At 39.4% G+C, this 13,229-nt stretch carries 15 protein-coding genes and 1 other annotated feature; of the genes, 11 read left to right on the forward strand and 4 right to left on the reverse strand.

Features of this window, described 5'->3' with window-relative positions; genetic code table 11:
* From N780_RS20120 to N780_RS18195, 3 genes are all read left to right on the forward strand, one after another.
* The coding region (locus N780_RS20120; protein WP_036787487.1) for an Ig-like domain-containing protein at positions 1–714 on the forward strand (714 nt) is incomplete at its 5' end.
* A gap of 208 nt (positions 715–922) precedes the next feature.
* A complete protein-coding gene (locus N780_RS20125) occupies positions 923–1,066 on the forward strand; it encodes a hypothetical protein (protein WP_198135888.1) in 144 nt (47 codons plus the stop codon).
* 274 nt (positions 1,067–1,340) lie between these two features.
* Positions 1,341–1,967 carry an FMN-dependent NADH-azoreductase gene (locus N780_RS18195; protein ID WP_036787490.1) on the forward strand — a complete coding sequence of 209 codons (627 nt, stop codon included), beginning with the start codon at positions 1,341–1,343 and terminating at the stop codon, positions 1,965–1,967.
* Between the two features lie 341 nt (positions 1,968–2,308).
* On the opposite strand, the gene glnA is transcribed toward N780_RS18195, so the two are convergent.
* Together glnA and N780_RS18205 are read right to left on the reverse strand one after the other, a co-directional pair.
* The gene (gene glnA / locus N780_RS18200) at positions 2,309–3,619 is read right to left on the reverse strand and encodes a type I glutamate--ammonia ligase (RefSeq protein ID WP_036787493.1); all 1,311 of its coding nucleotides are present in this window, start codon (positions 3,617–3,619) and stop codon (positions 2,309–2,311) included.
* A 208-nt stretch (positions 3,620–3,827) separates the two neighbouring features.
* Positions 3,828–5,168, reverse strand: a complete 1,341-nt coding sequence (locus tag N780_RS18205) for a sodium-dependent transporter (RefSeq protein WP_036787497.1) — start codon at positions 5,166–5,168, stop codon at positions 3,828–3,830.
* Positions 5,169–5,226: 58 nt separating this feature from the next.
* Positions 5,227–5,435, reverse strand: a binding site (T-box leader).
* Between the two features lie 316 nt (positions 5,436–5,751).
* On the opposite strand from N780_RS18205, the gene N780_RS18210 reads away from it, so the two are divergent.
* The 6 genes from N780_RS18210 (at position 5,752) to fabI (ending at position 10,418) form a co-directional block, all read left to right on the forward strand.
* On the forward strand, positions 5,752–6,867 hold the full coding sequence (locus tag N780_RS18210; protein WP_036787501.1) for an NAD(P)/FAD-dependent oxidoreductase: 1,116 nt from the start codon (positions 5,752–5,754) through the stop codon (positions 6,865–6,867).
* A 73-nt stretch (positions 6,868–6,940) separates the two neighbouring features.
* The gene (locus N780_RS18215; RefSeq protein ID WP_036787575.1) at positions 6,941–7,813 is read left to right on the forward strand and encodes an EamA family transporter; all 873 of its coding nucleotides are present in this window, start codon (positions 6,941–6,943) and stop codon (positions 7,811–7,813) included.
* A gap of 87 nt (positions 7,814–7,900) precedes the next feature.
* Entirely contained in the window at positions 7,901–8,545 is a 645-nt protein-coding gene (locus tag N780_RS18220) for a peroxiredoxin-like family protein (protein WP_036787503.1), read from the forward strand.
* 298 nt (positions 8,546–8,843) lie between these two features.
* Positions 8,844–9,323, forward strand: a complete 480-nt coding sequence (locus tag N780_RS18225; protein WP_036787507.1) for a HEAT repeat domain-containing protein — start codon at positions 8,844–8,846, stop codon at positions 9,321–9,323.
* Positions 9,324–9,442: 119 nt separating this feature from the next.
* Entirely contained in the window at positions 9,443–9,637 is a 195-nt protein-coding gene (locus tag N780_RS18230; RefSeq protein WP_036787509.1) for a hypothetical protein, read from the forward strand.
* A gap of 1 nt (position 9,638) precedes the next feature.
* Positions 9,639–10,418: an enoyl-ACP reductase FabI gene (gene fabI / locus N780_RS18235; protein ID WP_036787511.1), complete on the forward strand. Its 780-nt coding sequence runs from the start codon at positions 9,639–9,641 to the stop codon at positions 10,416–10,418.
* Between the two features lie 93 nt (positions 10,419–10,511).
* On the opposite strand, the gene N780_RS18240 is transcribed toward fabI, so the two are convergent.
* The gene (locus N780_RS18240; protein ID WP_036787513.1) at positions 10,512–10,988 is read right to left on the reverse strand and encodes a hypothetical protein; all 477 of its coding nucleotides are present in this window, start codon (positions 10,986–10,988) and stop codon (positions 10,512–10,514) included.
* Between the two features lie 132 nt (positions 10,989–11,120).
* Between N780_RS18240 and fosB the strand changes: the two genes are divergently transcribed.
* Together fosB and N780_RS18250 are read left to right on the forward strand one after the other, a co-directional pair.
* Positions 11,121–11,543 (forward strand): metallothiol transferase FosB, encoded by a 423-nt coding sequence (gene fosB / locus N780_RS18245; RefSeq protein WP_036787515.1) that lies wholly within the window; start codon positions 11,121–11,123, stop codon positions 11,541–11,543.
* Between the two features lie 124 nt (positions 11,544–11,667).
* Positions 11,668–12,294, forward strand: a complete 627-nt coding sequence (locus N780_RS18250) for a YpjP family protein (RefSeq protein ID WP_036787517.1) — start codon at positions 11,668–11,670, stop codon at positions 12,292–12,294.
* Positions 12,295–12,431: 137 nt separating this feature from the next.
* Here the strand turns inward: N780_RS18250 and N780_RS18255 are convergent, their stop codons facing one another.
* Complete coding sequence (locus N780_RS18255) at positions 12,432–13,103, reverse strand: serine/threonine protein kinase (RefSeq protein ID WP_052115164.1); 672 nt, start codon at positions 13,101–13,103, stop codon at positions 12,432–12,434.
* Positions 13,104–13,229: the final 126 nt, after the last annotated feature.

Here is a 13,229-nt window from a genome sequence, read left to right on the forward strand (position 1 = left end):
GAAGAGCAGGAAGAACCTGTAACAGATGAAGAGGAAGAGCAGGAAGAACTTGTAACAGATGAAGAGGAAGAGCAGGAAGAACCCGTAATAGATGAAGAAGAAGAGGAAGAAGAAGAAGTAGTAGTAACAGATGAAAAAGAGCAAGAAGAGGAAGAAGAACTAGAAAATTATGATGCTAAAGCAGATAGTTTTAGTGGGAAGCTTCAAGCTCAGCATAACAAATTAGATGCGGTGGAACGATACATAGATCATCTATCGGTATGGTCAGAAAAGAGATTGGGTTTAAATCACAGTTATACGGATCAGTTTAAAGAATTATACGTCGATTTAGAAGAGTTGCGTCAAACTGTGAATGAAATGGAAGAGAAGCTTAAGAAGAAAGAAAAAGAAGTGACAGAGAGAGTAAAGGAAGAAGTTAAAGAAGATTTTGGATCGAAAGAAAACATCAATTCAGATAAAGTATGGAATATACAATTTAACGCAGACCTTTCAGCACAGGCGGTTGATCAGCTGAATTTCATTGTCTTTGATGAGGAAATGAAAGTAGTTCCAGTTCAAGTTTCGTACGATGAAGTAAGTCAATCTGTGTCCTTGGCTCCCGAGAAATCATACAATTCAGGTGAAACGTATACCTTATTTATTGCGAAAGATATTACAAGTGAGCAAGGAATAGGCTTAAAACAAGCGGTGCAGATGAATTTTACAATTGAATAAAAAGTAACCTCCTGAATTAGTACTTTTAACGTCTATCCTATAGGATGTATGACATACTATTCTTTGAAAGATAATTAATGTTAAAAGTGTAAGTATTAGGATGTGCATATGTGTTTTATATAGTAAAATAATCATAGGACACATGAATTGGTTCTCATTTGTCTATATTATTGTACATATACTACTTCTAAGAAAAGGGAGGGCTCTTATGGAAAGCAAACCATTGCATTATGACGGTAGCGCGCCCGTGAGTGGAGAATTAGTCGAACACCAGAAGGTTGAGCTAACTGATGAAATGATAAAACAAATTTCAGCAAACCCTTATACACATTACGTCGATGAAACAGAATAAAGGGCAGAAGACGAAAATCAATTTGATTTTCGTCTTTTTTTTACGTTTTAAATTCATAGAAACGGATACTGAATAAGTAGTGCTATATATCACAAAATATTAACAGCAGAAGAAAGACTAAAGGAATATATTCTAATGCAAATCTCTTGCTGGAATAAGAAAATAATAATATAATTAATCTCGAAATAAAGATACTTTAATTCAAAGTAAATGCTAGGGATGTAGTTATAGTGCAAACTATGTCTACGAAAAGATTTGAAAGGTGAGATTAGAAATGGCAAAAGTATTATATATTACTGCGCATCCACACGATGAAGCAGCCTCTTTCAGTATGAGTGTAGGGAAGGAATTTATTAATGCATACAAAGAGGCAAACCCTGAGGATGAAATTGTTCATGTTGATCTTTATAAGGAAGATATTCCTCAAATTGATGCAGATATCTTTAGTGGTTGGGGGAAATTACAATCAGGCGATCAACTAAGCGATGCTGAGCAAGCGAAAGTAGATCGTTTAGGTGAACTTAGTGATCAATTTGTTAATGCTGATAAATATGTGTTTGTAAACCCAATGTGGAACTTCTCTTTCCCACCTGTTATGAAGGCATACATTGATTCTGTAGCAGTGGCTGGGAAATCATTTAAATATACAGAGCATGGCCCTGTTGGTCTTCTCACAGATAAGAAAGCTTTCCATATTCAAGCGAATGGTGGGATTTATTCTGAAGGTCCTGCAGCTGGAATGGAAATGGGTCACCGCTACTTGAATGTAATCATGCAATTGTTTGGTGTGCCATCATTCGAGGGGGTATTTGTAGAAGGGCAAGCCGCAATGCCTGAAAAAGCAGAAGAAATCAAAGCAAATGCAATTGCTAGAGCAAAGGACGCAGCGCAAACATTCTAATTAAGCATAAAAAAGGAGACGATCTTAAGATCGTCTCCTTTTTTGCTCGTACGCCCAGCAACTAGTAGGCTTCCCTCACCTCCGGTCAATCAGTCAACATCGATTCGCTGCTGCTCATCGTGTTTCCTTGATCTCACTGCGGTTCAGTCCAGCCTATACGTTGCTAATCGGCCACTTGCGCTTTTGTTTCGTCTAGCTCCAGTGCCCAGCAACTAGTAGGCTTCCCTCACCTCTGGTCGATCAGTCAACATCGATTCGCAGGGGCTCATCGTGTTTCCTTGATCTCACTGCGGCTCAGTCCAGCCTATACGTTGCTAAGCGGGCACTTGCGCTTTTGAAACTTACTTGTTCATATATTTGTCTGTTTCCCATTGACTTACTTGTAGGGAATACTCAGTCCATTCTTCTTCTTTCTCTTCAAGGTAAATGCTTGAAGTATGGTCACCTAAAGCGTTCATAAGAACTTTGTCTTTGCGAAGCGCTGTTAAAGCTTCTTTTAGGTTTGTAGGAAGTGTTGGTACGCTGTCGTCATGTACCTCGTAAAGGTTACGTGTTTCAGCTGCACCTGGATCAACTTTATTGCGAATTCCTTCAAGTCCTGCTTGAATAGTTACCGCTAAAGCAAGGTATGGGTTTGCTGTAGGGTCTGGGTTACGAACTTCAAAGCGAGTTCCTTTACCGCGAGTTGAAGGTACGCGAATCATACAACTACGGTTGGAGTGAGACCAAGCAATGCTTACAGGTGCTTCGTAACCAGGAACTAAACGCTTATAAGAGTTGACGTTCGGGTTTGTAATAGCAGCAATACCAGGAGCGTGTTTTAAGATACCGCCCATGAAGTGCTTCATTGTTACAGAAATACCGTCTTCGTCTTTTTCGTCACAGAATACGCTCTCGCCATCTTTGAATAGAGAAAGGTGACAGTGCATACCAGAACCGTTTTCTCCAGCAATTGGCTTTGGCATAAATGTCGCATGATAATCATGGTTTGTTGCTACGTCTTTAACAACGCTTTTGAATGTTTGGATGTTATCTGCAGCACGTAGCATGTCATCAAAACGGAAGTTGATCTCGTGCTGTCCCATAGCTACCTCGTGGTGAGAAGCTTCCATCTCAAAGCCAAATTTCTTAAGTGTGCGAACGATATCACGGCGCACTTTATCACCCTTGTCAATTGGAGAAGCATCGAAATAACCACCACGGTCATTCATCTTCTTGATAGGGTAACCTTCGTCATTCAGTTTGAACAAGAAGAACTCTGGTTCTGGACCTACGTTTACGGTATAGCCCATTTCAGCAGCTTCTTTCATTGCTCGTTTTAGGATATAACGTGGATCACCTTCGAAAGGAGTTCCGTCCGTTGTATAAATGTCGCAAATGAATCGTGCAACAGGATCTTCATCTACTGTTGAAGGTAATACTTTAAACGTGCTTAAGTCTGGATATAGATACATATCACTTTCTTGAATATCAGAGAAACCAGAAATAGAAGAACTGTCGAACATAGCTTCGTTTTCTAGAACACTTTCAAGCTCTTCAATAGGGAGCTCAACGTTTTTTGTGTCTCCAAGCATGTCTGTGAATTCAAGTCGAATAAATTCTACGCCTTTGTCGTGAACTTCTTGCTTAATGGATTCTTTAGTAAAAGTCATTTAATACCCTCGCCTTAATAGTTTGTAGTAGATTACTAGCATTCAAAGTCAAGAATGCATAACCTTTTATTTATCATGTAAGGAATTCTAACACAAAGTTACATGTTAGGAAAGCTTACATGATGTATTTTTGTTAGATCATATACAATGAAGCCTGTTATAGTCGCTCGTAAAAGTAAAAAAATAGATCTTTTTTACTATTCAGATATTATCCAGTTATAACGTCAATCATAACAGCAATGATTAGAATAGGTGCTACATAACGTATTAAGGAATACCATACATTAAAGACCGCTTTCTTTAATGTGCTCCCTCTCTTTAATTCTTCATAGAGGTCAGATTTCTTCATCTTTAACGGAACAAAAATAGAGATCAACAATGCCCCCATAGGCATCAATATATTGCTAACTGCATAATCGGCTAAATCGAAAATAGTTTTGTCCCATAGTGTTACCTCTCCTAGAATTCCAAATGATAATGCAGAAGGAATCCCTGCAATGAAGATGGATAGACCTATAATCCACGCGTATTTCTGACGCAACCTTTCATCCCCTTTTGATAAGACAGACACGATAATCTCAAGCATGGAAAATGCAGAGGTTAAAGCGGCGAATAAGAATAAAAGTAAAAAGGCTGCGAAAAAGCCCATCCCTAAAGGCATTTGGCTGAATACCGTAGGAAGAACGTTGAATAGAAGTACGGGACCAGACCCTGGCTCAAGACCGAAGGAGAACACAGCAGGGAAGATTGCCAAACCAGCTAATAAAACGATTAATATGTTTATCCCTACAATTGATGAAGCTGCCTTTGGTAAACTTTGATCCTTAGGTAGATATGAGCTGTAAGTAACCATTACGGAAACTCCTACGCTTAGTGTGAAGAATGACTGTCCCATTGCTTCTAAAACCGTTTGGGATGTTATTTTTGAGAAATCAGGTTGAAGGAGAAAAACAATCCCCTCACCTGCTCCTTCTAACGTTAACGATCTTACAACCAATACTAAGAATAATACGAATAAAGCAGGCATCATGATACGACTAGCTTTCTCAATTCCCTTTTGAACCCCTCTTGAAACAACAAGAATAGTAATTAAAATAAATAAGAACTGGACGCTGATACTTAGTAGAGGGTTCGAAATCGTTTGACCAAATACTTCGCCATATTGAGCTGAAGAAAGTCCTGCCATACCTCCGGTTATAGTCTTTAATAGGTAAATAATAATCCATCCGCCAACAACGCTATAAAATGATAATAGAATAAAAGATGTGACCATCCCTAGTATCCCTACGTAGTGCCACTTCGTTCCTTTTGCAATCGAGCGATAAGAGTCTACGGCATTATTCTGAGCTGTACGGCCAATTGAAAACTCGGCTAACAATAATGGTAATCCTAACAAAATCGTGAAAGCGATAAAGGTGATAAAGAAAGCACCACCGCCGTTTTCTCCAGCAATGTATGGGAATTTCCATATAGCTCCTAGTCCTATTGCAGAACCAGCTGCTGCTAAAATAAATCCAATCTTTGATGACCATTGTTCTTGCTGACTCATTCTCATCTTCCTCTCAAACGTATAATTCTTAAAAACAAAAAAGTCGCCCCTACAATAATGTAGGGGCGACTTACATCGCGGTACCACCCTAGTTATGAAACAAGAGTTTCATGACTTTACACGTATAACAGTCGTCACCGTCCATGGCTCACGCATAGAAGCTCCAGAAATGAAATTCGCTCTCTCTGTTTGTACCGATTTCACACCACTAATCGGTTCTCTGAGACAGGGACAGAGGAGTTACTTACTTTCCTTCGAAGCAATTCGTTCATATGAAGTTATTCAATTTTTATCATGAACATGAGGGGGTGTCAATAACTAGTTCAAAGTATTTTGCGATCGAAAAAAATTCAGGAGCTTTGAATCCTACTAATATGTTTAGAATGAGACAAGACTTAGCCCCATATTTTTATGAATCGAATTAGTGTATGGAAGAAAAAGGTGTAATTTTGGAAGGGGGTGTTTGGGAGGGTTTGGTTCGTGGAAATTGCCCGGGAAATATGTCGATTGATGGGAAATTGAGTCTGAGGTCAATTTCTTGTAAAATGACAGCGTACAAAGTAAAGATGAAATAGGTGTTAATATGAACTCTTATATAGTAGTTGGATCGGGTATTATGGGAGCTAGCACAGCTTATCACTTAGCGAGGGAAGGAGTCTCGGTGACATTAGTCGATCGTCAAGACACAGGCCAGGCTACGGATGCTGCAGCTGGTATGGTTTGTCCATGGCTTTCTCAGCGAAGAAATAAAGCGTGGTATCAACTAGTGAAAAATGGTGCTCGGTATTATCCGGAATTGGTTCGGGAACTTGAGGAAGACGGACAAACAGATATAGGATATAAGCGTGTGGGTGCGCTAAAGCTCCATACGGAAGATGCTAAGCTTGATAAAATCGTTACGCTTGCTGAAAAGCGGCGTGAGGATGCGCCAGAGATAGGAGAAATCAAGAAATTAACTCGAGATGAGACGAAAGCTATGTTTCCTCCTCTTTCTGATGAGTATGCAGCTGTTTATGTTAGCGGAGGAGCACGTGTGGATGGAAGGGCGCTTCGTAATGCTTTAATAAGTGGTGCACAAAAACATGATGCTCAGATCTTGTACGGAGATGCGACCCTTTCCTTTGAAGGAACAACAGTATCTGGGGTCTACGTGAATGATCATTTCCTAGCTGGAGAGAAAGTGATTGTTACCGGTGGAGCATGGTCTAAAGAGATGCTAGAGCCTCTTGGTGTACAATTCCTTGTTTCTTCTCAAAAGGCTCAGATTGCACACGTCTCTTTATCAGAAACCAATACTAGCGATTGGCCCGTTATCATGCCTCCCACAAATAAATATGTTCTGCCTTTTGAGGATGGAAGGATCGTAATGGGGGCAACACACGAAGAAAATGAAGACTTTAATCACCATGTTACAGCAGGTGGTCTCCATGATATCTTCTCGCAGTTATTACCAATCGCACCTGGCTTAAAGAACGGAACGTTTATTGAAAGTCGTGTAGGATTTCGACCATATACGCCAGGTTTCTTACCTGTCATCGGATATGTTCCTGGGTTTGACAATCTTCTTGTTGCAAATGGATTGGGAGCTTCTGGTTTAACGAGTGGTCCTTATCTTGGTTTAGAATTGGCGAACCTTGCATTAGGCCGTCCATCAGGTATTGATTTAACCCCGTATGACGTGGCAGGAGCTATGGAATAAAACATACATTCAGTGCACAACCCCTATGAATAAGGAGGTTGTGCATCTGTTTGTGGAGAAAGGTGTAGTAAGGATGCGGTACATAATAGCTGTTTTTATTGGGGCATGCTCGTACGGAGTGTTATCAACCATAGTAAAGCTTGCATATGGAGATGGTGCGACCACTTCACTCGTTACTGTGGGGCAATTTCTAATTGGGTGGTTCGTTTTATTCGTGAGTTTTCTCTTTACGAAAAGGAAAGAAGTGATTGGGAAAAAAGATAAAGTGAAACTCATGCTTGCAGGTATTCCGACAGGCTTGGTAGGTGTGTTTTATTATCTCTCATTAGTTACTTTAGAAGCTTCCCTATCTATCATTTTACTCTTTCAGTTTGTATGGATTGGTATTTTATTTGAATTTTTGTTCTACAGACGTACCCCTGATAAGGTTACAACTTTTAGTGTACTTATATTAATGTTCGGAACGACTCTAGCAAGCGGGGTGATGAAGGGGGAGGACCTTGGTGGGAATCTATTTGGAGTTATATATGGTTTGCTTGCGGCGGTTTCATTTGCTTTGTTTATACTAACCAACGCTACTGTCATGCCTAAACTGCCACCTATTCAAAGAAGTTATTATATGGTTACAGGCAGTATGTTAGTGGTTGTAATGATTTTTTCCCCTTTTCTTATTAGAGGTGTAGATCCAAACGTTATTACTTCTTTCGGTCAATATGGAATCCTGCTGGGCCTGTTTGGCGTCGTGATCCCTCCAATCCTCTTCGCTTATGGTATGCCGAAAATTGGATCAGCGCTTGGTAGCATTCTTGGGTCTGCTGAGTTACCCGTAGCCGTGCTATTGTCCATGGTGATTCTCGAGGAGCATGTTACGGTGATTCAATGGTGCGGTGTTGCTATTATCATTTTCGGGATTGTTTATCCTAATATCCAGAATAGAAGTGGGTAGTAATGCAAATTGATATGGTCTACTAGTGATATCCCTTATACTTTTAGTTGGGCATCTCGCCTAATCGGTATAAAGGAGAGATTTTTAATGAAGACAATGCAAGAGCAATATAATGAATATATCGAAAAATTTAAAGCTAATGTTTCACAAGACACTCAAGAAAAAATGCAAAACGCTATTGATGAACTCGAGTCGTCTGACCAAGGAAAAGGCTTAAGTGTAGGAGAGAAGGCCCCGAGGTTTAGCTTACCAGATGCTAAAGGGGATTATGTCGATCTGTATGAACAGCTTCAATCTGGACCTACAATTGTTACTTTCTATCGCGGAGGATGGTGCCCATATTGTAATATGGAACTCCGTACTTACCAGCAATTAATCGATGATATCCACGCTGTAGGAGCACAATTAATTGCCATTAGCCCTGAAACTCCTGATCACTCTCTGACTACTGCAGAGAAAAATGATTTGCAATACCATGTGTTAAGTGATAAGGGTAATCAAGTGGCCGATCAATTTAATTTAGTTTACCAGCTCCCTGACTATCTTGTAGATGTTTATAAAGAGAAAGGTCTTGAGGTAGATAAACATAACGGGGATGATAATTGGACTCTTCCAGTCTCTGCTACTTATATTATCCAACAAGACGGAACAATCGCTTACGAATATACAAAAGCTGATTATAAAGACCGCGTTGAACCTTCTGAAGTCGTAGGGAAGCTTAAAAGCTTATAAGTGAATGACTAGAGCCCTGGGGGAGCATCTCCTGGGGCTCTTATTATAATAGGTCAGTAATCTTGAAGACTCGAAGCTGAGAAACTTTAATGAGTGTGGGGAGCTGTTACGTTTATTGAGTGCTAGTGGGCTGGGGAAGAGCTCGCTTTCTGCAGGTGGCCCCGCGCGATGTGGGTTCGTTCGACGTTAGCTATTGACGGTACGATTTTTTTTAGTCTCCTGAAAAAGTAAAAATATAGGTTTCAGACCGATCCCCAGGGGTAATGAGGACTATAGTACTAGAAATGGGAGGGAGCGGGTGAGAGTGGTACATAGTGAATATACTTTTGAACTGCTACATGAAATACGGAGTTTCAAAATATGGGCGATTGATCATGGTCCTTACGGTGATTGGGAATCAGAATATGATCATTGGGATGATATATGGGAAGCAACTAAAACTGTGATTAAGCGTTTACCGGCCGAGGAGTGGAGTCCAAAGGTTACTACAAGTTTTTTATACATACTAGCGAGAGACCATAAAGAAGGTTACATTATAAGTGAATTAATTAATAAGCCTGATCAACTGCTGCATATTGCTTATCGAGCGTTAACCTTTCCAGCTTATCCCGATTACGAAGCAAGGTGGCAAATTGCTTATGGGCTTGGGAAAATGCGTGAGTATAAGGAACAAGCTCAAAATCTCTTGCACCAGTTAGCGATTAATGACCCTCATGAATATGTCAGGCGAAGGGCAATTATGAGCTATGACAAAAAGAAAGTATCATCCATTACATAAAAGCCCTTTTCTTTAAATAAAGAGAAGGGCTTTTTCACTTTTTTCCCAATGGACTTGCTAGTGTATTATAAGTATAGGAAAATTATAGAACATACATAAACCATGAGGGAGGCAACAATGTGAGCAGTTACAGGAAGTTTGAGGTAGGGTTTCATTCTTTTATGCTTATATTTGCTATTGGACTCATTACATCAGCACTCATTAGTGAGGGGGGACCAATGAGAGAACCCTTATATATTGTGTTAGGGGTTGGATTTGTTCTTACTTCAATGATTAAGCTTTGGAAGCCTAAAATAGATAGGGATGGTAAATGAGATGAATGACTTATTAAAAGTGAAAGACAAAAATTTTGTTGTAATGGGTGTAGCGAACGAACGTAGCATTGCGTGGGGGGTAGCCAAGTCACTTTTTGAGGCTGGTGCTAATGTCATCTTTACTTACCGTAAAGACCGGTCATATAAAAAATTAATTAAAATCCTTAATGATCAACACCTAGAAGCTACTCACATCGTGCAGTGTGATATAAATAATGATGAAAGTATTGATCAAGCATTTCATAGTATTGGCGAGCAGATCGGAACCATTCACGGTATTGTTCATTCAATCGCTTTTGCTCACTCAGAAGATTTAAAAGGAAACTTCCTCGATACAAGTCGAAGTGGTTATGCGTTTGCCCAAGATACAAGTGCGTACTCTATAATTGCTGTGGCAAAAGCGAGTCAACCTTATATGACTGAAGGAGGCTCTATAATTGCAATGAGTTATTTAGGTGCAGAGAGAGTGGTCAAGGGATATAACGTGATGGGTGTTGCGAAAGCCTCTCTAGAAGCAACTGTGAAATATTTAGCATCAGACTTAGGTGAGTATAATATACGAGTGAACGCTGTATCCGCCGGAGCGATCCGTACCCTTGCTGCTAAAGGTGTGCCATCTTTCAATGATATTTTACACAAGATTGAAGAGGAGTCTCCTCTAAGAAGGAATGTCACTCAAGAAGAAGTTGGCGATATGACCCTTTCCTTGCTGAGTCATCTCTCCAGAGGAGTAACAGGAGAAATTATATATGTGGATTCTGGTTATCACATTATGGGATAAAGCTTGAAAAGAGGTTCCTGCAAAAGGAACCTCTTTTTCAATTGGCTCTGTAAAATGTGTCGGTTAAGGTTAACGTTTCTGTTTTACTTTCTATTATGAAGTGGGTTCTGTTGTAGAGTGTTTCGTTTTGTACAACAGAAGGATTCCTGTTAAATAACATAAAGCTGTGATGAAGAATAAAGAGCATGTAATGGGCTCAAATAGGGTGAGTAACCCAAAGCCAACTTGTGTGATGGTAGCGATAATGAGGAAGATCAGTGTACGAGAGTGTCGCCTGTCTGTCCTGATGTAGTGGACTGCAAGAAAAGTCAATACATTTGTGGTTAAGCTGATTACAAGGAATATAGCAGCAAAAACCATAAATAAAATGGCCATTGTACTAACGAATTGCAAGAATTCATTCGCTCCAGGTTCAGGGAACCACTCATATTCAGTAGATATAAAGAAAGACGATCCGCCTATAAAAAACGCAAATAAAAAACCGATTACAGTCCAAACCATGATATACATATTTAGTAAAGCTTGTGCGATCGCACCAATTAAGACAGCGATCAAAGCAGGATTTTTCATTCCGACTCCCTCCTTAACGGTAAACGTTATTATTGAAGGAAGTATATGCTAAAAACACCTCTTAACATGCTATTTTTGTGAAACGAATTGCAGATTGAAACGTAATTGTAGAAAGAGGAAGGAAGTGGGGAAATGAATTTACAAGGTATTAACCATATCACATTTTCTGTTTCAAATTTAGAAACGTCTATAGAATTCTATGAACAAGTATTTGGAGCGACTCTCTTAGTTGAAGGTGAGAAGACTGCTTATTTCGATCTTAATGGTTTGTGGATCGCTCTGAATAAGGAAGAAAACATTCCGCGTTTTGAGATAGAGGAATCTTATACACACATAGCCTTTTCGGTAACAGAAGAAGATTTCAATGAGGTGGTATCTCATTTGAAGTCATTGGAGGTTCGTATTTTAGATGGGCGACAGCGGGGAGAGTTAGACAAGAACTCTGTTTATTTTACAGACCCTGACGGACATAAATTTGAGTTTCATACTGGTACTTTAGAGGATCGGTTATCTTACTATCGACAAGAAAAAGAGAATATGAGATTCTATATTTAGAAAGCGTATTCAATTTGCAGATTGTTAAAAAAGTAAGGATTAAAGTTTGATGGAAAATAAACTAGATCATGATAGAATAATAGGAAACAAAGTTTGAAAGTACATAAAAGGGAGTTTGCTTATTATGAAGCGTTGGGTTAGGAAAACCTTTACGATATTAACCGCAATTGTGACGTTAGGGTTATATGTCCCCCCTACGACACTAGATGCAGATGCAACTGAAAAGAATAAAGCCTTCTCACCGAAAGAAAATATAGAAGAGAAAAAAGCCTCATCGACAAATGCAACTGATTCTGATCATTTCTTAGATTTGCCTGATTTATCGGAAGATGCTCATCAATTAGATTCTGAACAATATCTTTCAAACCTTGGAGAGGTCGCAAAAGAACAAACAATTGCGAAACTTGGCCCTCGTATTGTGGAAAAAATCGATCCAGTTTTTATGGATGATATTCTAAATAATGTTGAAAATGAAGTAAGATATGTGATGGGAAATGTAGAAGAGCACGAGATTTCAAACTATGCTATTACGTTAGATCCAGCACCGGGGTATGGGGAGAAGATCTTCCATGTTTATAATAGCAGTACCAATGCTGAACTTGCCCGTTTCGATGTGAGACGTGACAATCGGCCAGGGGAAGGGTATTGGTTCAACTTCCATTATCACGTAAGCGAAGACCAGTTTGAGAAACACCGTGCAATTGCTGACTTGTATTGGGATAAAAATACTCCCCCTAAATGGATGTCTTAACATAAATCTTTAAATGTGATTTATGGGGAGTGAGTACTTATACAACTGATTGCCAATAGAGATAGAGAAACTATAAAAGGAGCCCAGACAAAACAAAGTCTGGGCTCTTTTTCATTAATTAATCTAACTAGAGACGTTCACTTCCAAAAGGGATTTAGCTTCTTAATCTTTTGCATGAAGTCATCAAATTGAAAGGTGTTATCTTTTGTTTGGTTGTACCATTTACGGCATGTTTCTAAAACCCAAAGGGGGATAGGCCTTTCTCTGATAAGTGGGTAGTATTCTTCATATCCTCTTTTTAACAACTCCCACCTGTAATCATTTCCTTCATGAACATATTCTGATACATCTATTACTTTGGCGCGTCCGTCTTGTAAAAGGATATTCTTTAAATGGATATCTCTTGGGTTTAACCCCTTGTCTTTGACGAACTTACGGGCTCTTTCTACATCTTCTACTGCCTGAGGCGGGATGTTCACCCCTTGTAGAAGGCAATCGTAAAGAGATAATCCTTCTTCAAAGCTAAGAACAATGTAACGATCTCCTGATCCGTAATACATAGAGAAGTATGGGGAAGGTCCAAGCGTTTTGTATACCCTCTCTTCATTTTCCTTTTTATAAAGTTTGTCCTCTCCATAAACTTTATAAGCCAGTTGTGGTTGATCTTTGTGACGAAAAACAGCTGCGTCTGTTCCAACTCCTACGCATTCAAAACTTGGAGGGATATCTTTTATCGTTACGGGCTCATTATGAGGGTTAGATATCACTTGTATATAGTCAATCCTTGCAGGTACGTCAAGTTGTGACATGGCGACAACGCCTTTCTTTAAGGTGTTTGATTAATCTATGATTCCATTCCTTACAATATTCCCTAATGGCAGGACTTTTAAGGGGGATACATGTGCTGTAGGAGAATAACAAATAAACAAAACCGC

It is taken from the genome of Pontibacillus chungwhensis BH030062, from assembly GCF_000770675.1.
Classification (GTDB): domain Bacteria; phylum Bacillota; class Bacilli; order Bacillales; family BH030062; genus Pontibacillus; species Pontibacillus chungwhensis.

Excerpts from the sequence above, each read along its gene's own strand:
- N780_RS20125 (WP_198135888.1), top strand. The coding sequence starts at position 923 with ATGGAAAGCAAACCATTGCATTATGACGGTAGCGCGCCCGTGAGTGGA.
- N780_RS18195 (WP_036787490.1), top strand. The coding sequence starts at position 1,341 with ATGGCAAAAGTATTATATATTACTGCGCATCCACACGATGAAGCAGCC.
- glnA (WP_036787493.1), bottom strand. The coding sequence starts at position 3,619 with ATGACTTTTACTAAAGAATCCATTAAGCAAGAAGTTCACGACAAAGGC.
- N780_RS18205 (WP_036787497.1), bottom strand. The coding sequence starts at position 5,168 with ATGAGTCAGCAAGAACAATGGTCATCAAAGATTGGATTTATTTTAGCA.
- N780_RS18210 (WP_036787501.1), top strand. The coding sequence starts at position 5,752 with ATGAACTCTTATATAGTAGTTGGATCGGGTATTATGGGAGCTAGCACA.
- N780_RS18215 (WP_036787575.1), top strand. The coding sequence starts at position 6,941 with ATGCGGTACATAATAGCTGTTTTTATTGGGGCATGCTCGTACGGAGTG.
- N780_RS18220 (WP_036787503.1), top strand. The coding sequence starts at position 7,901 with ATGAAGACAATGCAAGAGCAATATAATGAATATATCGAAAAATTTAAA.
- fabI (WP_036787511.1), top strand. The coding sequence starts at position 9,639 with ATGAATGACTTATTAAAAGTGAAAGACAAAAATTTTGTTGTAATGGGT.
- N780_RS18240 (WP_036787513.1), bottom strand. The coding sequence starts at position 10,988 with ATGAAAAATCCTGCTTTGATCGCTGTCTTAATTGGTGCGATCGCACAA.
- fosB (WP_036787515.1), top strand. The coding sequence starts at position 11,121 with ATGAATTTACAAGGTATTAACCATATCACATTTTCTGTTTCAAATTTA.
- N780_RS18250 (WP_036787517.1), top strand. The coding sequence starts at position 11,668 with ATGAAGCGTTGGGTTAGGAAAACCTTTACGATATTAACCGCAATTGTG.
- N780_RS18255 (WP_052115164.1), bottom strand. The coding sequence starts at position 13,103 with ATGTCACAACTTGACGTACCTGCAAGGATTGACTATATACAAGTGATA.